19 protein-coding genes are annotated in these 23,938 nt (G+C 59.6%); 4 read left to right on the plus strand and 15 right to left on the minus strand.

Annotation, left to right across the window (positions count from 1 at the left end; translation table 11 throughout):
• Positions 1–111: 111 nt before the first annotated feature.
• From DQ393_RS30640 to iaaH, 11 genes are all read right to left on the minus strand, one after another.
• Positions 112–1,095, minus strand: coding sequence for a branched-chain amino acid ABC transporter permease (locus DQ393_RS30640; protein WP_112345454.1), 984 nt, complete (start codon positions 1,093–1,095; stop codon positions 112–114).
• Positions 1,092–1,952, minus strand: coding sequence for a branched-chain amino acid ABC transporter permease (locus DQ393_RS30645; protein ID WP_069610856.1), 861 nt, complete (start codon positions 1,950–1,952; stop codon positions 1,092–1,094). Before DQ393_RS30645 ends, DQ393_RS30640 begins: the two co-directional genes overlap by 4 nt.
• Position 1,953: 1 nt before the next feature.
• On the minus strand, positions 1,954–2,649 hold the full coding sequence (locus DQ393_RS30650; protein ID WP_112345455.1) for an ABC transporter ATP-binding protein: 696 nt from the start codon (positions 2,647–2,649) through the stop codon (positions 1,954–1,956).
• Positions 2,633–3,394, minus strand: a complete 762-nt coding sequence (locus tag DQ393_RS30655) for an ABC transporter ATP-binding protein (RefSeq protein ID WP_245430514.1) — start codon at positions 3,392–3,394, stop codon at positions 2,633–2,635. The genes DQ393_RS30650 and DQ393_RS30655 overlap by 17 nt, the downstream gene beginning before the upstream one ends.
• Positions 3,391–4,698 (minus strand): ABC transporter substrate-binding protein, encoded by a 1,308-nt coding sequence (locus DQ393_RS30660; RefSeq protein ID WP_112345456.1) that lies wholly within the window; start codon positions 4,696–4,698, stop codon positions 3,391–3,393. The genes DQ393_RS30655 and DQ393_RS30660 overlap by 4 nt, the downstream gene beginning before the upstream one ends.
• A 259-nt stretch (positions 4,699–4,957) precedes the next feature.
• Positions 4,958–5,458, minus strand: coding sequence for a nitrile hydratase accessory protein (locus DQ393_RS30665; protein WP_112345457.1), 501 nt, complete (start codon positions 5,456–5,458; stop codon positions 4,958–4,960).
• Positions 5,458–5,811 carry an SH3-like domain-containing protein gene (locus DQ393_RS34175; protein ID WP_181592453.1) on the minus strand — a complete coding sequence of 118 codons (354 nt, stop codon included), beginning with the start codon at positions 5,809–5,811 and terminating at the stop codon, positions 5,458–5,460. The genes DQ393_RS30665 and DQ393_RS34175 overlap by 1 nt, the downstream gene beginning before the upstream one ends.
• Positions 5,801–6,124, minus strand: a complete 324-nt coding sequence (locus tag DQ393_RS34180; RefSeq protein ID WP_112345459.1) for an SH3-like domain-containing protein — start codon at positions 6,122–6,124, stop codon at positions 5,801–5,803. The genes DQ393_RS34175 and DQ393_RS34180 overlap by 11 nt, the downstream gene beginning before the upstream one ends.
• A gap of 13 nt (positions 6,125–6,137) precedes the next feature.
• A complete protein-coding gene (nthA, locus tag DQ393_RS30680; protein WP_112345460.1) occupies positions 6,138–6,746 on the minus strand; it encodes a nitrile hydratase subunit alpha in 609 nt (202 codons plus the stop codon).
• A 64-nt stretch (positions 6,747–6,810) separates the two neighbouring features.
• Positions 6,811–7,959 carry an alpha-hydroxy-acid oxidizing protein gene (locus DQ393_RS30685; RefSeq protein WP_112345461.1) on the minus strand — a complete coding sequence of 383 codons (1,149 nt, stop codon included), beginning with the start codon at positions 7,957–7,959 and terminating at the stop codon, positions 6,811–6,813.
• Between the two features lie 60 nt (positions 7,960–8,019).
• On the minus strand, positions 8,020–9,429 hold the full coding sequence (iaaH, locus tag DQ393_RS30690) for an indoleacetamide hydrolase (protein WP_112345462.1): 1,410 nt from the start codon (positions 9,427–9,429) through the stop codon (positions 8,020–8,022).
• Between the two features lie 244 nt (positions 9,430–9,673).
• On the opposite strand from iaaH, the gene DQ393_RS30695 reads away from it, so the two are divergent.
• The 4 genes from DQ393_RS30695 (at position 9,674) to DQ393_RS30710 (ending at position 21,845) form a co-directional block, all read left to right on the plus strand.
• A complete protein-coding gene (locus tag DQ393_RS30695) occupies positions 9,674–10,399 on the plus strand; it encodes a helix-turn-helix transcriptional regulator (protein ID WP_112345463.1) in 726 nt (241 codons plus the stop codon).
• Positions 10,400–11,008: 609 nt separating this feature from the next.
• Positions 11,009–11,854, plus strand: a complete 846-nt coding sequence (locus DQ393_RS30700; RefSeq protein WP_112345464.1) for a response regulator transcription factor — start codon at positions 11,009–11,011, stop codon at positions 11,852–11,854.
• Positions 11,855–12,377: 523 nt separating this feature from the next.
• Entirely contained in the window at positions 12,378–13,274 is an 897-nt protein-coding gene (locus tag DQ393_RS30705; protein WP_112345465.1) for a hypothetical protein, read from the plus strand.
• A gap of 27 nt (positions 13,275–13,301) precedes the next feature.
• Positions 13,302–21,845 carry an RHS repeat domain-containing protein gene (locus DQ393_RS30710; protein ID WP_112345466.1) on the plus strand — a complete coding sequence of 2,848 codons (8,544 nt, stop codon included), beginning with the start codon at positions 13,302–13,304 and terminating at the stop codon, positions 21,843–21,845.
• A 44-nt stretch (positions 21,846–21,889) separates the two neighbouring features.
• Here the strand turns inward: DQ393_RS30710 and DQ393_RS30715 are convergent, their stop codons facing one another.
• From DQ393_RS30715 to DQ393_RS30730, 4 genes are all read right to left on the minus strand, one after another.
• A complete protein-coding gene (locus DQ393_RS30715; protein ID WP_069610674.1) occupies positions 21,890–22,387 on the minus strand; it encodes a GNAT family N-acetyltransferase in 498 nt (165 codons plus the stop codon).
• Positions 22,384–22,680, minus strand: coding sequence for a DUF1778 domain-containing protein (locus DQ393_RS30720; RefSeq protein ID WP_112345467.1), 297 nt, complete (start codon positions 22,678–22,680; stop codon positions 22,384–22,386). The genes DQ393_RS30715 and DQ393_RS30720 overlap by 4 nt, the downstream gene beginning before the upstream one ends.
• A gap of 335 nt (positions 22,681–23,015) precedes the next feature.
• The gene (locus tag DQ393_RS30725; RefSeq protein WP_112340189.1) at positions 23,016–23,441 is read right to left on the minus strand and encodes a type II toxin-antitoxin system VapC family toxin; all 426 of its coding nucleotides are present in this window, start codon (positions 23,439–23,441) and stop codon (positions 23,016–23,018) included.
• Positions 23,441–23,695 (minus strand): type II toxin-antitoxin system Phd/YefM family antitoxin, encoded by a 255-nt coding sequence (locus DQ393_RS30730; protein ID WP_112340188.1) that lies wholly within the window; start codon positions 23,693–23,695, stop codon positions 23,441–23,443. Before DQ393_RS30730 ends, DQ393_RS30725 begins: the two co-directional genes overlap by 1 nt.
• Between the last annotated feature and the right edge of the window lie 243 nt (positions 23,696–23,938).

Below are 23,938 nucleotides of genomic sequence, written 5' to 3' on the forward strand. Positions count from 1 at the left end.
ATCCGCAACTGGATTGATCCTGGGAATGGATTCGTAATTCGATACAGGGCGCCCTGGCAAGCGTATCATCTGTGGGCAGTGGCCATCATTTCCTTCTGCCCCTTGTCCGGCTTACGCGCTCTGGCCTGCTTCCCTCATTGTGCGGCGGATCGGCAGCAAATCGATCCTGATGACCGATTTCAGGAGCCCCCAGGCTCCGCCCGGAACGAACAGCGTGACGCCGATCGCCAGCAGGCCCAGGATGATGAAATAAAACGAGCCGATATTGCCCATGGTTTCGCGGAGCAGGAAATAGATCGCCACACCGACAATCGGTCCTTCGAGCGTCCCTATACCGCCGAGAATGACGGCGAAGAGGATGATCGCCATCCAGTTCATCGAAAAGCCCGCCGTCGGGCTCACCTGCAGGGCGACCATGTAATAGCAGGCCCCGGCCGCACCACCGATCGCCGCGGCGATCAGAAGCACGTATGTCTGCGTCTTGCGGATGGTCACGCCCATTGCTTCAGCCGCGAGTGAGCTGTCTTTCATAGCGCGTAGGGCCAGCCCGAAGCGACCGCGCATGAGACCGACGCAGGTCAGAAGCGCAATGAGCAGAACAATGGCTGCCGTCCCATAGGTGGCAAAAAGCCGGACAGAACGGTCGATACCGCGCACCGCCGTCAGCGCGACACCACCGCCGCCGCCGAGCACGGCGGTATGATAGACGATCAGCCGAACGACCTCGGAAATCACCCACGAACCGATGGCAAGCTGCGCACCGGAGAGGCGAAACAGGATCGGCGTGATCAGCAGTGCAAAGGTTGCGCAGACCAGCCCCGAAACGACGACGAAGGGAAAGGGCGGCAGGCCGAGACCGTTGGCGACCATGAAGAGCGTGTAGCCGCCGATGCCGATGAAGACCTGGAAGCCCATGAAGACGATGCCGCCGAAACCGGCGAGTAGGTTCCACATCAGGGCAATCGACAGCACCGCCGCGATTTCAGTCGTCAGCAGCACGGTATAGCGCGAGCCGACAAACGGAACGACAATCAGGACGGCAGCGATCAACCCGACTGTGACGAGCGACCGGGCGAAAGGCGAGGCGAGCGTCATGCACGTATCCTTTTGGTAAAGAGACCGCCCGGCATCAGCAGCAGGCCGAGGAGAAAGACGACGTGGCCAACAAGCGGCCCCAGGCTTGGGACGATGAACGTGCCGGCCGCCTGGGCGATGCCGAGAATGATGCCACCGGCGAGCGTTCCCCAGATCGAGCCGAGCCCGCCGAGGATCACTGCCTCGAAGGCGAAAAGCATCCGCTCCGGCCCTGTAGACGGGTCGAACGTGCCGCGCATTCCATAGAAGATCGCGGCAACGGCGGAAATCGCCAGCGCAAAGCCCATGGCATTGGCAAAGACGCGACGTGTCCCGATGCCCATCAGTTGCGCGACCGCTTCATTGTCCGAGGTCGCCCGGACCGCGCGGCCAAAGCGCGTGCGGCCAAAGACGGCAGCGGTGAGTGCAAAAATCCCGACCGCTACCGCCAGCGTAAGAAGCGGCAGGACACCGATGGCCACCGAGCCGATATTGATGGCAGCCGTTCCGAGCGGGCCGGGATCGAGACTCTTCGTATCGGCGCTGAAAAGTTGCAACATAACGTTCTGCAGAATGACCGACAGACCGAAGGTCACGAGAATGGGCGGCATCTCCCCACGCCCCAACGTTCGCTCGATGACGAAGCGCTGCAAGAGCCATCCGATCACGAACATGACCGGCACCACGATGGGCAGTGCCAGCAGCGGATGGATGCCGAGATGCGTCATGAGCTGCAAGGCCAGAAAGGCCGAGAAGACGATGAAGTCGCCATGTGCCAGGTTGATCTGCCGCATGAGACCGAGGCAGAGCGACAGTCCAAGACCGTAAAGACCGTAAAGTGCGCCGACCAACGCGCCGTTGATGAGTGTTTCCAGCATATCAGTGCATCCCGAAATAAGCGTTCGAGATTTCCGCCCTATCCGCCGAGTTGGATGCGCCCGAAAGCACGATCTGACCATGGCGCATGCAGGCGAAACGATCCGAGGCGGAGAGCGCGCGGGCAATGTCCTGCTCAACGATCACCGTCGTCAGCCCCTCGCCTCGCAGCTTCTGGAGCGCCGAATAGACGATATCGACGGCAGCCGGCGAGAGACCGAGCGAGAGTTCGTCGCAGAGCAGAACGTCAGGATTGGACATGAGCGCGCGGCCGATGGCGACGAGCTGCTGCTGTCCGCCCGAAAGCGCCATGGACGCACGGTGGCGGAATTCCGCGACCGTCGGAAAGATCTCGTAGACGCGTTCGATGTTCCACCCGCCCGACCGGCGTGAATGCGCGCCGACAAGCAAATTCTCCTCCACCGTGAGGCTCGGGAAGAGCTGCCGCCCCTCGGGCACCAGCGCCAGCCCATGAGCGACGATCTCCATCGGGGTGAGACCGGCAATGTCGCGGCCATTGACCGAGACGCTGCCCGTCTGCGGCTTCAACCGGCCGGTCATCACGGCAAAGGTCGTGGTCTTGCCGGCACCGTTCGCTCCGATGAGCGCGAGCGTCTCGCCCCGCGCCACATTGAGGTCGAAGCCGAACAGGACCGGCAGCGGACCATAGGCAGCCCGCAAGTCAGCGATCGATATCATCAATGTCAGGCTCCATGCCGAGATAGATCTGCCGCACCTTGGGCATCCGCATCGTCTCATGCGGTTCGCCTCGCGCGATGATGCGTCCTTCACCAAGGACTGCGAGCTCGTCGGCGGCATGGGTGAGGACGTGAACGAGATGTTCGATCCAGATGATCGCAAGGCCGTTTGCCGCAAGCCCCTTGACGATGGTCGCAACGCCGGCGGCCTCGTCGTCCGTCAACCCACCGGCGATTTCGTCGAGAAGGAGGACCGAGGGTTTGCTCGCCAGCGCCCGCGCAAGCTCCAGCCGTTTGCGATCAAGCAGCGGGAGCCCGCCGGCAATCAGATCGCCGCGGCTCTTGAGCCCGCAGATTTCCAACGCCTGCAACGCCGCCTCTTCCGCCTCGCGCCCCTTGAGCGCGCCCGCAAATGCGGCGGCGACGAGCGCATTTTCGTAGACCGACATGTGTGAGAAGGTTTGCGGGACCTGGAACGTCCGACCGATGCCGGCAACGGCGCGCGCCGAAGCGCCAAGCGAGGTCACGTCCCGCCCGGCAAGGAATACTTTGCCGGACGAGGGCGCGAAGGCTCCCGAAATCACACTGAACAGGGTCGTCTTACCGGAGCCGTTCGGGCCGATGATTCCGAGAATTTTCCCATGATCAACTTCGATGCTGACACCGTCCAGGACGATCGGTCCGCCATAGGACTTCACGACATTTTCGACAATGAGCGACCTGGTTGTATCAGTCGCCGGCATCATCCAGCCTTCCTGGCCAAGTCCATCGTGAAGTCGGCCTGAATTGGAACTTCAGGAGCATTCTTGTTGTAGGTCACCTTCAGGTCATAGGTACCATCCGGCTGAAGACGCCATTGGCCGCCAGCGATCTTCAGCTTGGCAACATTCTTGATTGGGCTTCCGGCCCAGTCGATATCGCCGACAACAGTCGTCATCCTGGTCGACTTGATGACTGCCTGGATGGCGTCCGGATCGGTCGGATCGGTTGTGTTCTTCAGCGCGTTGATGCCCAGTTCCCAAAGGGCATGGACGACACCGATGGGCTGCGTCCAGCGCTTTCCAGTTGACTTGGAGTATTCTGCTGCGATCTCGCCGCAGGACTGACCCGTCAATGTCGACTTGAAGGGATAGCCTGGCGTCCACCAGATTTCGGTCGACATACCGTCACCGCCCTTGCCGAGCGCCTCGATACCGGACGGGAAGAGCAGCGCCTTGGCCGGCGTTGCGATCTTTGGCTTGAAGCCGAGCTGCTGCGCCTGACGCCAGAACACGGCCCATTCCGGTGGAGAGAAGAGACCCGTCACGATATCGCAGCCGGCATCGCGGAAGGCGACGATTTGGCGCGAGAAATCGTCTGCGCCCGGCTGGAACTCGCCGACGTCGACAATTGAGTACCCGCCCTTGCCCAAAGATGCAGGGAAACCGATTTCGGCATTGCCGAAGACCTTGCCGGGCGGGTCGTTTGACCAGACCGTGCCCACCTTCTTGTTGGTGGTCTGAGCATCCCACATACCGATGAAGGTCGAGATGATGTCCTCGATACCCCAGAAGAAATGGTTCACATACTTGAACCCAACATCCGGCTTGCCCTTGAGTGGGAACATCCAGCCCTGCCATGGATCCATGGTGGTGATGCTCGGAATACCCGCCGTCTCGCATTGCGATGCGACCGGAACGTTGGTCAACGCACCCTGCGCCAGGATGAGATTGACGCCATTGTTGTTGATCAACTGGCTTGCCGAAGTGGCGGCGCGGTCGGAGTTCGACTGGTCATCGATGTCGATGACCTCGACCTTGTACGTCTTGCCATTGTTGACAAGCCCATCCTTCAACACCTCGCGCACCTTGCCGAGGATGAAAGGGTCAGCCTCGGCGAACGGCGCAAGCGCACCAGTCTTCGAGCTGACATAGCCGATCTTGATCGTCGGGCTGGCCGCGATAGCCGGAGCCGGCAGAACGGACGTTGCCGCACTGGCGGCGGCACCGGCTCCTACGGCCTGCAGGAAGCTACGGCGAGTGAACCCCATGTTGTCGCGCGAGAATGTCATTGTTCTTCCTCTGTCGATTTTGTTGCCGTCAATGCGGCTTTTTGCAGCTGCAGACCCGTCGATAGGCGGAAACTGGCAACCGATCTTCAGTACAATAGGGGCGGGCGTGAGAGTGCGGGATCAACAGTTTTGCGGATAATTTGGGATTTCCGGCTCCCAGCATTCGGGTTTCAAATTCAAGCAAAAAAGGCCAAACGGCGCCCTTCGACCCCGCAACCGGCCGCTCGCATAAAAGTGGGATGTCGTTGGTAGAGCGAGACTAGGTTGCCGTTCGCCGGCGCGCCGGGCTGACAGCGATCGGGCAGACATCCGCGTCGTGGTGACCGGCATGACAATGATGATGTTCATGCCCGTGGTGCGTGTGCTCATGTGCGTGTTCAAGGTCTTGAAGCGCACCCGGAGGGATCGGCGTGAGCCCCTTACTGAACTCGATCGGCTTGCCATGCTCGGTATGAAAATAGGAACGTCGCCAATGTTCCTCGTATTCTTCGACCTCCCCGCTGCTTATCAGACCGCGCCCGGCGACGATCTTTTCCAACGCCTGCATCCATTGACGGTAATAGGCCGTGTTGACGTCCTCGTCACCTGTTTGGGGCGTGGTCTCGATTTCGCTTGAGAAAGCCGCGGCCCACTCCGTCCATGTGAAATGCCCGGCGCGCGATAATTGCATTGTGAGCGCAAAGGCCTCTGCCTGCCACGGCTCGGAAAAGGCCGGTCCTTTATCGAGCCATTGCTCATCAATCGTCAGGCTGCGGGGCATCACGACAAATCTCCCACCGTCAGATAGCTTTCCCAGAGGTTCAGGTAGACGGCTCCCGGTCCATCACTTCCCTTGCCCCACAGCGTTTCGCTTTCGAAGCGGACGCGATAGAGATGATTGGGACGTTCCCCGAGCCCGATCGAATGGGAATCCGGGAAGACATGAGCCCCCTCATATGCGACGATCGTCCCGCGCTTGTCGCGAGCATAGCCTGGAAGGCGCGTATGAGTGGAAACACTATCGTTGGCGGTCTTGATGACGTCACCCACCCTGAATTTCGGCAGGGTCCCAATGGCGCGCAAAGTAGGCGCCCCGGTGGCGATCGCCACGGCGACCATCTCCTTAGGCAGCATTGTCAACCTCCTTTGCCTGAAGCTCGGCGATCCGGGCTTCATATTCCTGACGCGTGAAGACGCCCTTCGTCGTCAAGAGATCCTCAAGCGAATAGAGCCAATGCTCGAAGTACGAGGTGTTCAGATAATCGACCGGCGGCATCCGCTCCATGGAATAGCGGCTTTCATCGATGTTGAAGCAGCCGGCCGCCAGCGACAGGAGATTGACCGCAAAGGTGTTGGCTTCCCACTCCGTCTTGAACCCCGTGTCATCGTCAGCGCGATCGACCGGGCCGAAACCCTGCATTCCGCCCATATCCGCAATCGATCTCATGACATTGCGCTCCTCAGATTGCCGAAGCCGCCAGCGGGACGCCGGTGCCGATCATTGAGTCGCGAGTGACGAGAGACGCAAGCTTCTCCTCGCTCCAGTCCTCCGTACCGGCTGGACGCTCCGGCAGAACCATGTAGCGGATCTCCGCATTGCTGTCGTAGACTCTGACTTCGCGATCGTCGGCAATTTTCAGGCCGAATTCGGCAAGCACGGAGCGTGGCTCGATGACGATGCGGCTGCGATAAGGTGCGGATTTGTACCATGTCGGCGGCAGGCCGAGGACGGTCCACGGATAGCAGGAGCACAGGGTGCAGACGATCACGTTGTGAACCTCCGGTGTATTCTCCAGGATGACCATTGCCTCGCCTTGCAGGCCGCTAACGCCCACTTCCTTCAGTGCTTCGGTTCCGTTATCAAGTAGGCGCGCCTTGAACGCCGGATCGGACCAGGCGCGCGCCACAACTCCGGCACCGATGCGCGGGCCGAGCTTGTTCTGGAAGATATCGACAATTTCCGACACCGCCGCTGGATCCACTTTGCCCTTTTCGACCATCAAGGTCTCGATCGCTTTGATGCGCAGCGCAAGCGTCGAGGGAGGCACGGTATGATCATCGTGGCTCATGGCAGTTTGCTCCAACAAATCCCAGACAGATCCAGACTAACCGCAGCTTCATCCCAGTATATCATCATTTCTGCGGATGCACTTTCTCCTCGCCTAGAAAGAGATAGTCGCAGGAGAGAGTTTCGGCGCGTGCGCAGCCGAGCAAAGCGAGTGTGTTATCCAATTCGCCCTTGAGCATTTCCAGCACTTGGCAAACGCCCGCTTCGCCTGCTGCCGCCAATCCGTAAAGAAGCGCCCTGCCTGAAAGTGTCAACGTTGCTCCGGAAGCGACGGCCTTGGCTATGTCTGAGCCTGACCGGATGCCGCTGTCCATCAAAATCGGAATGCGAAGCGTCTCGCGCGCGAGCCGCAACAACTCGATCGGTGCGGGCACATCTTCAAGCTGTCGTCCACCATGGTTGGAAAAGATGACGGCATCCGCGCCCGCCTTCTCCAGGAGCAGCGCGTCCGCGACCGATATGACGCCTTTAACGATCAATTTGTGCGGCCAGAGGTCACGAAGGGCCGCAAATGCCGCCCAGTCAAACCCCGCATCCATCTGCCGGGCCATGAGCGCCGATTGGGATGCTATGTCCGCGACATTGGCCGAGGCAAAATTGGCGAGTTGCGGCAGGCCGTGTCTGAGCTGCGCGAGGGTCCAGCGCGGGTGCATGGCAGCATCGAGGACTATCTTAGGAGACAGTTTGAAAGGCACCTTGAAACCCGAACGCAGGTCACGCTCTCTTTTCCCATTAACGGCAACATCCACGGTAAGCACGAGAGTTGAATAGCCGGCTTTAAGAGCACGACGAGCGAAAGCTTGTGCCTGTTCACGATTAAGGACGTAGAGCTGAAACCACTTTTCCGCATCAGTGGCCCGAGCGACGTCTTCAATGGTCGATGTTGACGCGGTCGAAAGGCAAAACGGAATATCGTATCGGGCCGCGGCACGTGCGAGAGCAAGATCGCCGCCGGGCCATAAGACGCCATTCAATCCGGTCGGCGCGATTGCCAAGGGCATGCCGGAGGTTTTGCCGAACAGACGGACCGACAGATCCCTGCGATCCACAGCGACCAACCGATGTGGATTGAACAGCACATTGTCGAGTGCCGTTCGATTGCGGCTTAAGCCTCGCTCGCTGCCGGCACCTCCCTCAAGATAATCGAAAACCATAGGTGGCAGACGGCGGCGCGCACGTTTCCGCATATCCTCGAAATTGATCAAATCTACCATTTTTGCCTCAATTTGGAGAGCTCAAGATCTCATGAACGACGGTACGGCTCCTTGCCATCTTCAGCCGAGATTTGGCGACGGAGGCGGAAACAGATCGCCGATGGCGAGCGACAGCGCGAGCAAATCAATGTCTCTGCCGAAGGGATAGTCGAGGCCCAAACCAACCGGTAACCCCTCCGGCGTGCAGCCGACAGGAATGCTGATGCCCGGAAGGCTGGCCGTGCTGCCGATATCGGTATTGTGTATCAATGCTGTAAACGTTGGAAACAACCTACCGTCGATTTCCACTGTATCGGACTGATCGAGAACAGGCGCTGACACGCGGCAAACGGGAAATGCCAATGCGTCGATGCCGTTCGACAGAAAGAGATCGGCATAGGCCGCTTTCAAGGCTGGAAGGTGTATCGCAGTCGCGGCGTAATAGGCCTCGCTGCTTACTGCGGTGGCAGGATCGAGTTGCGCGAGAAGCAGTTCTCGCACATCGTGGCTTGCTGCCTGTTCGGCAACTTCCGCGAAAGTCAATGGGATGCTATTACCGGCCAGAAATGCTGATAACGCGACTTTCCCCTCATAGATCGATATCGGCATGGAAGACAAAGCGTAGGGATGGAGCAAGCCCTCCGCATCGACTTCGACGAGTTCCGCACCCTCGCAAACAAGCGTGTCGAGAGCCTGCATGCAAACTGCAGCAACACCGGGATCGACCACCTCCCAGAAATGTTTGCGAGGAATTCCGAGCCGAGTACCTTTGGCCGTGGAAGCCTTGATTACTGGCGTACGCGTAACGATACCGTCCAGAAGCACGATGTCTGCGGCACTGAGCGCAATTGGACCGGGAGTGTCGCGCGTCGTGGAAATCGGCACGACACCTGCCGTCGGCCACCGCCCCGTCGTCGGGCGATAGCCCCAGGTGCCGCAGAAGGCGGCCGGAATGCGAACCGATCCGCCGGTATCGGTACCGATGGAGGCTGGAACAAGTCGGGCACCCACGGCAGCCCCGCTACCGCCGCTCGAGCCACCGGCGCTGCGCGTCTGATCGAAGGGATTTCGCGGTGCGCCAAAGGCAATGTTGTCAGAAGTCGCACCATAGGCAAGTTCATGCATTCCATTCTTGCCAAAGGCTATTGCTCCGGCATCCAGAAGACGGGCCGCGACGGGCGCATTCTCCGTCGGCCAGTAGGCGCGAAGCGATGGCGTACCGCCCGTCGTGGGATAGCCTTTGACATTGATATTGTCTTTGAAGGCGATCGGCAGACCATGCAGCGGCCCCCGGATGCGACCGGCTGCCCTATCAGCATCCGTCTTGCGCGCGTCTCGCAGCACCATCTCCGCATCAAGGGACACAAAGGCGTTGATCGCAGGAAGACCGTCCATTCTCTTCAACAGCTCCGCAACAAGCTCCTCCGCACTCAGAGTACCTTGCGCCAGCGCCGCGGCGGCTTCGGTCAACGTAAATTCCTTTGATGTCATTGTAGCGCTCGCACGAATTTCCAACACCCGCAGAGCTAGTCAGAATGCGCGTTCGCCACCATCAGCAATTTTGTTGGTAAGATCACAGGTCAAATGCCGTCCAAAGGACATACCGCGGAAGCTTAGCGGCCGACCGATCCCAGGGGCGGCATCTGAATATTCTTGCTTTTTGGTATCTTATTTGTTTCCCTTCCCCATAAGGGAACAAGTCGGGACAACGATCCCGCCAATAACTGGGCTTATCATGACCGGCACTGTTTACGATTTGACGTTCGAAGAGGCGAGCCTCTTCGCCGATATTGTCAGCAGGCTAACCAGCCCTGGATCGGTCGAGATTAGGGAAACGATTTTTCCCGACATACTGCGCCTGATGCGGTCGGAGGTCCTGGCTTCCTTCATATGGAACCCGAAGTCAAACTCCTATAATGATCCCTTTGTCATCAATCAGTCCCAGGACAATATTAAGGCATATCGTAGCTGGTATCAGTATCGCGATCCGATGACCCGCCAGTTGCGCAGCCTCTGGCGCCCAGCATATGTGGATGAGGTCATTTGCAGATCGGATTTGCGTAAGACCGAGTTCTTCAATGACTTCCTGATGAAGGACGGCTTAGACCACGGAATCAATTTGTTCCTCAAGGCCGGTGGTCGGGAACTCGCGGATCTACGCATCTGGCGAACCAAACGCCAGCCGGATTTCGCCGATCGGGAAATCGGCCTTCTAAAAGTGCTCTCGCCGCTGCTCACACGCGCACTCTCGGCATCCCCGGACATAACACTGTCCGTGCTCACCGAACGCGAGCGCGACGTTGCACTCCTCGTCTCTCGCGGCTGCTCCGATAAGGATATCGGGCGCGTTCTTAATATTGGCTTTGCGACTGTGCGCACGCACATCAGTCGTTGCCTTGAGAAGATTGGCTGCTCAAACAGAGCGGAGCTGGCAGCCTACGTCACAAGGCTCTCGCAATAGTCAAAAACGTCGCACGAACAATCCGGTTGCCTCGTTCATCCCGAGTAGTTTGTCGCTCTTGATAGGTTTCGAACCGACGACCCGATTTTACGAAGACCATTTGCCTCAAGCTGGAAATTCTTGTTACTTCTGTAACATGCGCTGAGGGTCGCAAGAAGTTCGACGCCTTTGTGTCTTTAAAATAAGCAAGCGCCTGTAGAACCTGTGGAGGCGGGCGTGAGGCTTTGTGAAGTGAAGGCAGGGATTTGCTGTTCAACAAGCGGCAAGCTGGCAGCATGAAGCATAGGCGTTTTGTGGGCGCCGTGTGCCGTGCTCCTTGACGGCGAGAATATTCCGATAGCATTCGTGGTATCGGTTCATCGGTACGGACGAACGCTTCTCATACAAGCAGCCGCCCCCTAATTTGCGCGATCCCTTTCATTGGCTGCCGAGTGACAAATGTCCTTCAATGAAACGGCGGCTATGACAATCGGAAATTATATTTACCTCAACTAAAACGATTTGTGGGAGCAGTTTTCAACCCATCGACTTCCAATCCTCACTTGAGATTAATGGGATATACGGGCCAACGCACCGTCGGATTCATCGCCAGCAATGGGAGGTGATTGGATGAATATCGCGCAGCTGAATGACTTGGACCGACCCCTCATGGAGGAAACCATCCGTCTCTACGAACACGAACCAGATCTGCAGAATTTGCCATCAATCCTCTTTGACACGGTGGCCCGACTGATCGATGCCGATGTCGTCACGTATGCGGAGTTTCATCACAAGAGCAAAGACTTTCGGGCCCTGGTTTCGGTAGAGGATGATGCCGCTGCGCGAGGAGCGGGCATGGCTGCCTACGCCCGCCATATGCACAGCCATCCTTTCTGGCAGAACACGCCAGAGTTTTATGGCGACCAGGCGCTGCGGGAATCAGATTTTTTCGATGACGAGACCTATCTCAACCTTCCGATCGTAAAAGAGGTCTTCCTCCCATCTCGAGCGCGACGGATCATGAAAATGATCATTGCGCATGACGATTATGTCGTCGACATCGCCGGGTTCAGAGTGATCGGGCGCGCGGCTTTCAGCGACCTCGAGCGTGATCGGCTGGTCGCTTTTCGTCCGCATATCATTCGCAGCTATCGTCAAGCGCAAGAGCGCACACTGGCCAAACTCACGCCGATCAATCGACTGCGCATTGCGTTTCCACGGTTGAGCCCGCGTCAACTTGAAGTAGCCTCGTGGGTTGTTCAAGGAAAATCCAATGAGGATATCGCAACCATTCTGGATGTCGGCATTGATACGGTAAAAGCGCATGTCAAAGCGCTCTATAGCAGGATCGGCGCCGAGGGGCGCCTTGCCGCCGCCGTGATCGCTCATACTACCCCACCATTTTCCGAGCTTCCCCCCCTTTGGAAGCTAACGTCATCGGCTTGGGGTAGGCAGCATAGACCGATCCAGCGCTGATCAGAGCTCATTTATGAGCTTGGCTTTGATGTGATTTCGCTCTCTCCAGAAACAGTCAGGCGATAAGAATACCCCGATCGTGCGCGACGCCGAGTTCGGCTCGAAACAGATCTGGCTCGGCTGTCCGCTCCGGTATCACCCTTTTGATCAACGAGAAATCGGACATCTCGTGTTCCGATGAGAAACATGTCTTCCAATGGGACACATCAGCCCGTTGCGCTCAGCAAAGCGACGCTCATCAGCCCGATCCTTACCCTTTCGGGTAATGGCATCGCGCCGTGAAAACGATCAAAGTCATCAAGCCATTCGTTCAACCGCGAATGGCGCTGGCATCGAGGAGAAATGGCTATGACGCGCATTAACTCCGAATGACCCACGTTTCATGAATGGCGCAAACGCGCCAGACGAACCGAACCGCACCACACGGTGCGCCAACCGCTGCAGCCAGTCAGATCCGCAGGAATAAAGCCGCGCCAGCTCGCCGGCTGGCCCCTTCCATCCATTCAAAACCAGGATTTCAGCGATGCCCCTGACCTATCAAACCATGAGTCTCAGCCCTATCCAGAACCATACCTTCACTTTCCCTGACACGATCAGCCAGTTCGCGGTCGGCATCTCGTCCTTCTACTTCGCTTTCAGCGAAGATCATCACGTCCAGCAGATCAGCCTCGCCCTCACGTCGAATCAGGTAGCACCCACACAGGTCTCCGTCGCTGTGAACGGCGTATTGAGCGACGCAAGCGGCAACACGGTCGACCTCAGCAAATCCTATGTGACCGTCGTGGTCGTCGCGTGGACGGGCGCAACCACCACCACCAACCTGCTTTCCGCGCCGTTCTCCGTGGCGAGCGGATCCAACAACGAAAGTCCGCCGATCAGTCTGCCGGACTCGTTCCATTCCATACTGCAGGCCTGCATGAGCGGCTTTTATCTCGCCTATCCGCAGACCGATCATCATGTCCTGAATGTCAATGCTTCGGTCGGAAGCACGGCCAACGGTTCCGACGGATACATCACGGTCACTGCGAATATGTCGGACGATTCGGGCAACACGGCGCAGAACCCGACGGGAACGGGGTTCCTGGTCGCAAGCTCCGACAAAATGCCCTCCTTCATCGTAGTGCCATACACCGCGCAAGACGCCGGCCAGCAGACGATCCCGATGGGATCGGTGAAACTATCCGATGCCTTCGTGCTCCTGACCGGCTTCCAGGTACAGTTCCCGGACAATGATGATCACGAGATCAGCGATATTGGTGCTGGCCCGAATACCTGGGTCTGCCAGAGTGACGATACGGGCTCCAGGGTCGTGAGCTCGGGCGTCTGGGCCTGGATGAGCAACGACGATGGCGACACGCAGGACATGTCGCTGAGCAGCGCTAGCGTCATCGCGGTTGGCATCCTCGACCAGTCCGAATAGCAACCCATCCTTGCTGGGGACCTTCCTATGTCAGACTCCACTTCTCAACTTCCGCCGATCCGTACCTTCCAGTTCGATACCAGCGCTGTTGCGTCGCTTGACAGCAATGTCAACCAGTTCCGCGGCGACATTAATCTAACGCAGGCATTGCTGGCGATGCCAGGTCGACTGAGTGGTGACGGGCTGGATATATCGGTGTCGTTGCTCTACCAGAGCAACGTCTATCGCGACGCGACGGCATGGAACCGGGATGCGCCCACGAGCATAGCCGGACTGGGCTGGACCCTGCCTGCGACATTGATCGAGCTCGATGATGGCGGCGCCCCAACGCCAGGCACACGGCAATACACTTATGTGAGCGGGGGAATTCCCACGCCGCTTGCGCGGGAACCGGAAACCTCGAACCTTTTCGCGGTGGACGCGTTGCTCGCCAATGATCTTGAGGACGGCCAGCCCGTGCCGGCCGCCCTCCGCGCCGAATTTGTCCGTCGCGGCTTCAACCTGTCGTTGGTGACGATGGTCTCCGCCACCTCCTCGACGGCATGGACCCTGTCCGATGACGACAACCAGCAGCTCTTTGACCTCGCGCTTGTCGACACCCAGCTTCAGGTCCTAGACGGAGGCGAGGCGTACCAGCTGGTCAACTACGCATTCCGCAAGATCCTCTACTATCCACCTTACGAACGATGGGTCGTCGTCAACGAAGACGGCCACCGAATGTCCTTTGGGGGGCTCGAAGCGCCAACGGCACAGGGTTACGCGACTTCAGTCGGTAACAGCATCGAGTGGGGCGTACGCTGGTCCCTTGATGGCGGAGCAGCCTCGGCCATATGGGAAGGTGCGAGCGACGTGACATCCGGCCAGTGCCAATATGCGCGGGTCTGGCATCTAGCCGTATGCTCGGTTCTCTGGGGCGATTCGATCGCATATGGCTATAATGAATGGGTGCGGGATCCGTCCACGGGGCTGATCCCGGACGTGGAGCAACCCGTCGGCGCCGGCGGCCTGCCCTACACCAAGGCCTGCTACCTCACCAGCATCACCGACGTGTTCGGCCGCAAGGCCGTCTTCCAGTATGGTGACAAGTTGTGGGACGATTCCACGCCCGAGAGCGCGCGGGAATATGCCGATCCGCACAAGCTCAAGCCGGACATGACGGCGAACGCATATCAGGATCGGTACGAAACGAAATTCCTCGAAGGCATCGCCGTGCAGGACGTCACCGGTGCGTCGATGTTCAGCCTGGCGCTCGCCTATCTGCCGACCCAGTCTGCCGGCGGGGATGACAGCCCCGTCGCCAACGTAACTTCCTATGCCGGCGCACTGTACGGCGACACCTGCAAGCGATTCCTCACCGGCGTCACCTTCCAGAATGCTTCGGGAGAGGCCCTGCCCGGGCTCATCTTCGACTACTATTTCGATACCTCGCTGTCGGGATCGAGCCCGGGTGCTCTGAAATCCATCACCTATCCGCAAGGCGCCGTCGCCACCTATACCTATACGCAGCAGCAACTCGCAGTCTGCGAGCGGATGGTAAGCGTCGGACCGCCTTCGGACGATTTACAGGGTGCGGAACCACGGGCCTTCTTCGGCTCCGATTATGTCGTCACCACCTGGTACAATACGAGCCAGGGCAAGCTTTCATTGCAGGTCTACACGTGGCTTGGACGCTGGATCGAATGGTCGCTCACCGACGATACTGTTCTCTTCAGCAGTGTCGACGGCCTCGACCTGACGACGCTTAACGTCGTCGCCAGCGAAAATTTCTTCGCACTCTCCTTCACGAGCAGTAGCGAGACCGATCTTTACGTCTTCCAGAGGGACGTAGCCAGGCCAGGTCAATGGGTGCCGGCCACGGTCGACGGTACCACAACAGCGCCCAACCAGCCGACGCGAAGCTACGCGCCTTCGGGTGGAACAGTGGATGTCGTCGGGGGCAACACCTTCCTGCTCGTCATCTGCATGGACCCCGATCATTCGTCCTACGGCTACGATCGGCTCACCTGGCGCTGGACCAGTGCGAGCTGGACGCTCGAATCCTTCACGCTGTCGCAATATGCATGGGCAACGGCGATGAACGAGTATCAGCTGATCCTGGACGAGACGGGAAAGGCGGAATTGTCCTTCCTGTCACCCGGTCTCGTCTGGAGCCAACCGGCGATCCTGACGCTGCCCGATTTCAGCTTCGTATACTACGACCGGGTGACGCTGGTGCCGTCCGCCTCCTTCGTGGTGATGAGCAACCTGCAGACCGACAACTCCCAGTCGCGCGGCTACGAACTCACCTTTCTTCAATGGGACGCGGCTTACGCATTCCCCTCGACCGTGACGAGCTTCACCTTCAACGACCGCCTGGAAGCGAGCGGAAGTTACAAGACGCCCTATATTCCGACCATTATCGGCAACACGATGGTCGCGGTGGCCGCACATGTGCTGCGCTACAACGGCCAGACCTGGCTTGAGAATTCGCAGCTCGTGCCCGCAAGCCTGCCGTCGGGATCGCAGCAGCGCTATGCCTACGGTCCGGACTACGCGATCCAGATCATAGTGCCAGGCGGCGGTGTCGGAACCACCACGGCAAAGGTCCTGTCCTTCGATCCCGACGCGGACTCCTCGTCGTGGACGCGAAGCCCGGTGACGCCAGCGCAGGGGCTCTCAAACCCACCCGGCTATTCGGCGACGGCCAATTGGCCGTCCGCCGGTGGCGAAGACTTCATGAACATCGGCCAATATCTCTATTTCCGTGGAACAGCCACGGATTGGGATGACGTGCTGACCCAGTCTCCGAATGCTGACCTTCAGCAGCTGGTGAACCAGGCGCTCGGCTCCGCCGATGGCTATGTGCTGAATGCCGAGTCCGTCATCAACGAGGGGCCGACCTTCCTTGGGTATTACGTCTATGACATCGCAGATTCGACAAACGATCAGGCCGCGGTGCTGGTACTCAAGAATGGCGGCGTCTACGGTGCGGCCCAGACACTCTCGTCGGAGCGCATCTACACGCCTGCCGAAAGCGTCCCCACCACGCCCGGACAGACACCGGGCGGACCGGAAGCGTTTGCCGCATATCCGAGCACGGATTCGGATTTCGACCACGCCTCGGCGATCCTCCTGCACCGCTATGCCGGCGACGCCATCGACGGAGCACTGACCCATTACGCGGTCACCGGCATCTCCATCACCGACGGTTTCGGGGCGACTGCCGCGACGACCTATTTTCCCGATCCCGATCAGGCTGCCTGCGATCCGACAGGGCTCGTGGTCAAGTATTATGAGGTCACGACCTACCCCGGCACCGCAGATGCTTCGCAACCGACCTATGGCTCCAAGGTCACGCGATATCTCAACGGCCTCGCCGTTGCTACCGGCGCAGACTACTACAACATGCTCGACGGCTTGCTGCAAAGCGCGGAGACGCTCGACAGCCAGGGCAACTTGCTGGCCCAGACCGAGAATACATGGCAGGCTTACACAACTCGTGCCTCCGACCCCTCCGACCCAGAAGCGCCACTACTGAACCTGAAGGGCGCCTACGTTCTTCAGGTCCAGCAGATCAAGATGGAGGATGGCGTCGCCAGCACGCAGACGACAGGCTACGTCCCCGAGGGTCTCGCCGCGCCCTTCTCCGGTCAGCCAGTATCGACACAGACGCTCGTCTATGGCGGCAGCGGTGCACAGGAAACCTTCACCACCACCACGACCTACGGATATGAGATCGACGCGACGCTGCTTGCGCAGCACATGCTGACCAAGGTGGCGCAATCTACGACCAGCTGGGCCTCGGGCAATGCCGCCGCGGTGCCGATCAAGGCAACCGCCATGACCTATGCCGGCTTCCCCAGCAGCTATGGGCAGGATGTGCTCGTCCCGGCAAGGGAGGCAACCTTTGCCTGGACGGGTACGGCGGCGATCGCTTTTCCGTTCTCCTCCTACAATCCTGGCTCTGTCCCGGACGGATGGATTCGCAACTCGCTCATCCAAGGGCGCACCACCTCGGGCCAGCTTACCGAGATGGCGGATGCCTGCGGCGTCATTCAATCGACGCTCTACGGCACCGCGCCGGAGCTTCCGATCGCGCGCATCACCAATGCCTCGCTCTCGCGTGGGGAATGTGCCTATCTCGGTTTCGAGCCTTATGAGAGCAACGCGGCGTGGACCATGCAGGGCACGCAGCTCGTCACGGGCGACGCGCATAGCGGAACGAACAGCCTCAGCCTGCCGGGCGGCGGGACCGCCATGCTTGCCACCGCGGTGACACCCGCGAACCTCTCCCAGCTCTACCTGCTCGGCTTCTGGTATAAGACGCCGGCCGGTTTCTCGCCGGGCACCGGCAGCGGCTTCACCGTGGTCGTCACGGTCGATGGTCAGGTGACGGAGGCGCTCGGCGCTGCATTCGACGACACCCGCGGCGTGTGGACATACCGGACGCTCGGCATCCCGCTTATCGCCGGCCAGGCCTCGATCGAGCTGATCGTCCAAGCCACCAACACCGCAGAGGATGCGGTGCTTGTCGACGACGTGCTGATAACGCCGATGGTAAGCAAGGTCTCCGTGCGGGCCTATGATGCCGCAACCCACCAAGTCACGGCGATGGTCGACTCGGCAGGGCATACGATGCGGTGCATCTACGATAGCTTCCAGCGGCTGGTAGCCAAGGTTGGCCCTCAGGAGCAAGTCAAGGAACTCGTCCAGGTCTCCCTGTCGCGCGCGGGCAACACGACCGATGCGTTCGACGCTGGCAACCCCAACGCCAATCTGTCGCTGGAACCCGCCGATGGCGGCACGCTGGAGACCTTCTGCACGGGCGATGAGTGGCAGAATCGCTGGCAAGCCAGCGCCACATCGACGAACTGGAGCGTCTCCAGCGGCGCGCTGTCGCACAAGGCGAGCGTCGACGATACGCTGATCTGGCAGGGCTCTTCACCCACCACCTCGGCCCTTTATTTCGAGGTGCTTCCGCCTGCGACACTGGCCGGTCCATTGACCGTTTCCTTTGCCCAGGGCTACCGGATCGCCTTCGATCAGGATGCCGGCTACAGCTTCACCGATCCGAGCGGCAACACGGTTCAGACGCCGTTGACCAACCCGCCGCAGATGGCGACGGAGTGGCTCACGGTCTTTGGTGACGGCCTCGTGCTGTTCTTCGGCGATGGCCAACTCCTGTTCAGTGCCAGCGTTCCTCTCGACAGCCTGGATCCGATCGCGATCTCGACCGGTCCGAACCTCCTCTCCTTCCGCAACCTGGCAATGGTCGCGGCGCCACGGGTATCGCTCTCCTACACCGACGCCTCCGGCCAAGATCGTCAGAAGCAACAGCTTCTGGGCCAGGATGCGGTGATCTCCGCCACCATTCACGATCCGCTCGGCCGAACCGTGGCGGTCACCCGCATGGCCCCGGCCAGCTTCGGTGCGGACGCGGCGCTGCCGCTACTAAGCTATCACCCGGACTTCGTCGATGTAGCGGGCTTCCTTGCCACGATGAATGGAAGCTGGGAGATGACCGGGGACTTGGCCGACTACTATGCAGGCCAGTCCGACGGGACGGTGCCTCGCTCAGACGACGAGGGCTACCCATATTTCGGCTACTTGCTCGAAGCCTCGCCCCGAAAGCGACGCCTGGAGCAAGGGCAACCCGGCAAGGCCTACGCGATCCACGACGTCGACAGCACGGCACCGGCCGATCGCCAGACAACACAGTTTCTTTACGGACCAAACGGCAGCTCGCCCTTCGATCTGCCGCAGGGAGACTACGTTGCCAACACGCTGATCAGCCCGCTGAAGACGCAATCGATTACCCTGCGCGACACGATGGGCCGCAAGCTTGCCTCTTCGCTCACGGATATCGCCGGCGAAGTCGCAGGGCAAGGGCAAGCCATCGCCACCTTCGCCGATGCCGCGGGGGCAGCAGCGGCCACCCTGCAGACCCGCCAGCCGAATTTCTACACCGAGACGCCGCAATCGGACCCTTCATCTTTCGTGAAGTCGCTGGTGCAGGACCCACTAGGGCGCTCCTTGCAGACCGTCGATCCGGACACAGGCACCAGCCAGTTCCTCTACGATCCGTCGTCGCGCCTCCGCTTCGTAAACACGGCGCTCGAGGACGGCGAGGCATGGTTTGCCTACTACAAGTACGATGCGCTCGGCCGGGTGCTAGAGGAAGGGACGGTCCAGCAAGCCTGGGATGCGACGCAACTCGCCACACTTGCCGAGCAGGCCACGTGGCCGGATGACTCCGTTGCGCATACTGTCGTGCGAACCCACGGCTATGACGGAAATGGCAGTGATCCGAACGCGATCGGCAAGGAAATACTGATCGTGACGGTCAACCAGGCACCTGCCTTGATCCCTTCGGCCGACGCCGTGACCACGACCGAGACATTGACCTACGACGGTGAGGGAAACCTCGCCAGCATCACGTTGCAGCTTCCCTTGATGCTTGGCACCTCGGGCGCGACGGTGTCCTACACCTATAACAATCTGAAACAGATCACCCAGGTGACTTATCCGGACGGTTCGCCTGTGGCCGCGGTCCTTTACAGCTACGACGACCGGGGCCGCGTGACCGGCATCGGCACCTCGGTGAACACGCCGACGGATATCGCCGCGTACACCTATAACGCGGATGGCGATGTGGAGACGGAAACGTTGAACCAAGGGTTGCTGACCGGCGCTTATCAGTATGCCTCGCCAGGCTGGCTCACCGGATACACGGCGACGCCGAGCGGCGCCACGAATGCCTGCTTCTCTCTGGGGCTAGGTTACGACGCCGATGGCCGGATCGAGAGCCGCGACCTGTCGTACAGCTTCGGCTCGGATTCGAATAGCACGCAGGTCGCCTACGTCTATGACGGCCAGATGCGTCTGGAGAGCGCGACCGTGACAGGAGACGCACAGGGCAACGAGGCCGTCGGACAATACGATGCCAACGGCAATATCTGGCAGCTGACCCAGGACGGCGTGGAATACGATTTTACCTGCGCCCCGGGCTCCAACCGGCCGAGCACGCTGACGATCGGAAGCGCCGATCCCATTTCCTTGCAATTCAGCGCCGACGGTCAATTGACGCAGGCCGCGGGCCTGGCGCTTGAATATGACCCATGCCTGAAACTCGCGACCGGGATGACGGTCACCGAGGGGGATGACGTGACCCAGCTTCGGCTCGCCTATGGCGGAAAGGGGCAGCGGATACTGAAGCAGGTCAGCGGCAATACATCCTCCGCCACGGCATATCTCTGGGGTGCTGCGGCCCAGCCGCTATGCAGCCTTTGCGATGGAATATGGACGGCCTATGTCCAAGGGCCCACGGGGCTGGTGGCCGTTGTGAGCGACGAGTGCTATTTTCCGCTGAAGGATCACGCGCAGACCGTCTGGGCCGTGGTGGACGATCAGAATGCGCTGGTGGCCCAGTACGACTACGCGCCTTTCGGCGAGGTGCTCAACATCTCGGGTTCCCTTCCGCAAATCGTCCCATTCCGTTTCATGGGCAAGGCACTCGACACGGAAACCGGCCTCTACGATTTCGGCGCAAGGCTTTACCATCCTGTCTTACGGCGCTTCTGCTCCCCCGACGTGGCGGGCCAGGGCGCAAGCCCCTACGGCTTCGCGGGCAACAATCCGATCATGATGATCGACCCGACCGGCAACACCTCGACCTGGGCGCGTGTTGGCATCGGAGCGGGAATGGCAGCGCTCGCGGTCACCGGCTTCGCCCTTAGCTTTTTCACATTCGGCCTTTCCGACGTGCTGGCAGCCGTCGGCGACGCCGTCGGTTCGGCAATCAGCTCGGTATCGAGCGCGCTGACCGGCGGCTCCGAAGTCGTGGCCGCCGGCGCTTCGGTTGGAGCCCAAGGCCTTTCACAGACGGCGGTGCTGACCGAGCTATCGACAACGGTCGCGCTGCCTGAAGGCGTTGGCGCTGCCGGCATCGAGGGAACCGTCAATGCCGTCGGAAACTTCCTGCAGCAGGTCGTGACGAACACCGCCTTCGGCGTCGGCTCCGCCGGACTGCAATATGATATTAGTCCGGGTGCCCAATTCTCGGGACAAGGGTTCCGCGATGCGCTTCTGTCCGGCGCCTGGAGCGGGCTGCTCTACGGCATCGGTTCCGGCGTGGCCGGGCTCGAGGCCGTAGCCGCCAGCAAGGCATGGGGTAACGTCGCCGAAAAGATGGGACTGAACGCGGCAAGCAAGATAGCGGGCAAGGCGGCATTCAAGGTTGCTCTGAACGTGGCGATGGGTAGCTCCACCAATGTCATCGCCCAGATCATGACAAACCTGATGACCCATCAGTCCTGGAACCAGGGCCTTGCGCTCGCGGCGAAAGTGGGGGTGGCCGGCGGAGTGCCCTTCGGGGTGGGCGACGTCCTACTGAACGATGCCAAGAATTGGGCGACGGAGTTTGCGACGTCTTTGAGCAGCGAAGGTCAAAGTCGCGTAGCGACGGCGATCCGAGGCGTGGATCAGGCGCTGAAAGCCGCGAAGTCGAATACGGCCGTGTGCCTGTACGGTATCACCGGCTATACGCTAGCGGAAGGGTATGTCATCTGGGGAGCAACGAACCATGGCAAATAGCCTGAGATGGAATGCACGCAACCGAAATCGATGGTGAGTTTCGTTCAGGGGTTCAGTGCATTATTGAGGTCATGCAATCCGACCATCAGCATCATGGGGTCGGACGGAGAAGACAGGAAGCCGACGGCTTCGTAGAAGGCTCGTGCGTCATCTGAAATCGCATGAACGAGCATACCTCGAATGCCAAGTACTTCCGCAGCATTGAGCAGGCGCAGGCCCGCGTCGCGCACCAATGCCCTGCCGATACCGCGCCCTTGGTAGGATTGATCAATGGCGAGGCGACCAAGCACAGCGACCGGAATTGGATCAGGCATATTGCGCCGAAAACGGCCAGGCGCTTCCGGCTGTTTGACGGCGCCGGAAGCGAGCGCGTAATAGGCGATGACGCGGCTCTCCTCGCACACGACGAAGGTCCGCGATGCGCCGCTCGTTTGATTAGAACGGGCGCGACGTCGCAGCCAGTCGTCCAGTTCAACGACTCCGGAATTGAACTCGGCCAGTTCATGATGATCGGCCAGGGGTGCCGGCGCGCTGAGGGTCACGCCTCATCCCACGGTGCTTTGGTCGACATGGTGCGTGCTAAACGCTCATTGGGCTGTGTGGGTGCATCGAGCCGGGCAAGGTATTCAGCATAGATTTCCGCACTTACCGTGAAGACAGTGCGGTCAAGCAGCACCTCCTCGGCTCGGCGCTCTGAGGCTTCCAACATGAAATCCGTTCGCGTTTTACCGAGCAACTCTGCGGCGCGATCGATCAAGTTGCGGGTCGCAGGCTTGATGCGCATATTCAGCGGCACGCTTGCGTCCGAGCTTTTGCTCGTGTGTGAAGTTGGCATGGCAAACTCCTGTTTGCACCTATATAGCGTAACGACAATATCTTTACAAGATCCCCATAAAGACATTGTCGTTACACCGTGCGCGCATTCGTAATTCGCGGTATTTAGCTTATCTAAGCTCTTGAAGGGATCAGAACCGCACATCATGCTATTTGGATCGGCTCAACGTCAGCGATGCAAGGTAGATCAATAATTTAGCGTTCCGTCGATACCAGTCTTTCTGGCACCGCCGACGTAAACGCTTCCATTCTCGTCTACCTTGACTTTGATCCGCCCATTTCGGCCAATGCAACGCGCTTGGGCCGCGACATACTCCTTGTCTGGAATCTCAACTGTTACGCGGGCATATCCCACGGATTCATGAGCATCACCCCCATGCCATCGAAATCCTTAACGTTTCGCGTAACCAGTATCATGCGCCGGGTGAAGGCTACCGCAGCAATGTAGGCGTCATTGATCGGCTTGGGATCGGGAACATGCCATTTCGCTGCCTGAACGGCCGACGCCTCGTCCAGCGGCAGGATGCGGCCGGAAAATGCCGTGAGGACGATATTTTCCAGCCAGCCGCGCAGCACCTTGCCTGCGACTGCGTCATTATGTTCGACCAGCCGGACGCCAATCTCTAGCTCGTGCAGAACCACGGATGAAATAAAGCATTCGGCCGGATCGACTGTTTCGTTCCAGACCACGACATTGGGGTCGGCCTTGCCGCTCGCGACCTTGCGGAGCTCGGACACGACGTTGGTATCGAGCAACAGCATCAGGACAGGTCAACCGGCCTGGCATATTCAGTACGCTGCGGGAGCGGCAAATCAACGTCATCCCCACCTGGCGCGGCCAGCATATCACCGAGAGTCCGCATTTTGCCGGTAAGCCGCTTGTACTCATCGAACGACAAGAGGACGTGCGCGGGGCGTCCCCTGTCAGTGATGATCACAGGTCCTTCCTGTGCGGCCCGCTTCGCGCGCCCAAGATCCTGATTGAGTTCACGGCCTGAAAGCATGGTGACGGTCATGGTAAGCTCCAAAGTTCGTGATCTCGATATTTGTGGTTACGTAACTACATTTAATTCACGGAAGCCGGAAACGCAAGGGGAGCGGTGCAACGGCTCGTCTCTCAGAGTTTTGGGGCCACCGTTTTGATTACCACCGGGGTAAGATTTGAGAGGTTCAGGGACGGCAACGCCCACAAGTGCGGAAAGCCTTCGAAGCCACTGTCGTCGGGACGGCAGGCTTTGAAATCATGTCGACCCGAGCTT

The organism is Martinezella tropici (assembly GCF_003287875.1).
In the GTDB taxonomy this organism is placed as follows: Bacteria; Pseudomonadota; Alphaproteobacteria; order Rhizobiales; family Rhizobiaceae; genus Rhizobium; species Rhizobium tropici_C.

What these genes read in the sequence shown, in the direction of transcription:
- DQ393_RS30660 (WP_112345456.1), bottom strand. Translation starts at nt 4,698, where the DNA reads ATGACATTCTCGCGCGACAACATGGGGTTCACTCGCCGTAGCTTCCTG.
- DQ393_RS30700 (WP_112345464.1), top strand. Translation starts at nt 11,009, where the DNA reads ATGAATATCGCGCAGCTGAATGACTTGGACCGACCCCTCATGGAGGAA.
- DQ393_RS30720 (WP_112345467.1), bottom strand. Translation starts at nt 22,680, where the DNA reads ATGCCAACTTCACACACGAGCAAAAGCTCGGACGCAAGCGTGCCGCTG.
- DQ393_RS30650 (WP_112345455.1), bottom strand. Translation starts at nt 2,649, where the DNA reads ATGATATCGATCGCTGACTTGCGGGCTGCCTATGGTCCGCTGCCGGTC.
- DQ393_RS30695 (WP_112345463.1), top strand. Translation starts at nt 9,674, where the DNA reads ATGACCGGCACTGTTTACGATTTGACGTTCGAAGAGGCGAGCCTCTTC.
- DQ393_RS30640 (WP_112345454.1), bottom strand. Translation starts at nt 1,095, where the DNA reads ATGACGCTCGCCTCGCCTTTCGCCCGGTCGCTCGTCACAGTCGGGTTG.
- DQ393_RS30705 (WP_112345465.1), top strand. Translation starts at nt 12,378, where the DNA reads ATGCCCCTGACCTATCAAACCATGAGTCTCAGCCCTATCCAGAACCAT.
- DQ393_RS30710 (WP_112345466.1), top strand. Translation starts at nt 13,302, where the DNA reads ATGTCAGACTCCACTTCTCAACTTCCGCCGATCCGTACCTTCCAGTTC.
- iaaH (WP_112345462.1), bottom strand. Translation starts at nt 9,429, where the DNA reads ATGACATCAAAGGAATTTACGTTGACCGAAGCCGCCGCGGCGCTGGCG.
- DQ393_RS30645 (WP_069610856.1), bottom strand. Translation starts at nt 1,952, where the DNA reads ATGCTGGAAACACTCATCAACGGCGCGTTGGTCGGCGCACTTTACGGT.
- DQ393_RS30730 (WP_112340188.1), bottom strand. Translation starts at nt 23,695, where the DNA reads ATGACCGTCACCATGCTTTCAGGCCGTGAACTCAATCAGGATCTTGGG.
- DQ393_RS34175 (WP_181592453.1), bottom strand. Translation starts at nt 5,811, where the DNA reads ATGCTGCCTAAGGAGATGGTCGCCGTGGCGATCGCCACCGGGGCGCCT.
- DQ393_RS34180 (WP_112345459.1), bottom strand. Translation starts at nt 6,124, where the DNA reads ATGAGATCGATTGCGGATATGGGCGGAATGCAGGGTTTCGGCCCGGTC.
- DQ393_RS30725 (WP_112340189.1), bottom strand. Translation starts at nt 23,441, where the DNA reads ATGCTGTTGCTCGATACCAACGTCGTGTCCGAGCTCCGCAAGGTCGCG.
- DQ393_RS30655 (WP_245430514.1), bottom strand. Translation starts at nt 3,394, where the DNA reads ATGATGCCGGCGACTGATACAACCAGGTCGCTCATTGTCGAAAATGTC.
- DQ393_RS30685 (WP_112345461.1), bottom strand. Translation starts at nt 7,959, where the DNA reads ATGGTAGATTTGATCAATTTCGAGGATATGCGGAAACGTGCGCGCCGC.
- nthA (WP_112345460.1), bottom strand. Translation starts at nt 6,746, where the DNA reads ATGAGCCACGATGATCATACCGTGCCTCCCTCGACGCTTGCGCTGCGC.
- DQ393_RS30665 (WP_112345457.1), bottom strand. Translation starts at nt 5,458, where the DNA reads ATGCCCCGCAGCCTGACGATTGATGAGCAATGGCTCGATAAAGGACCG.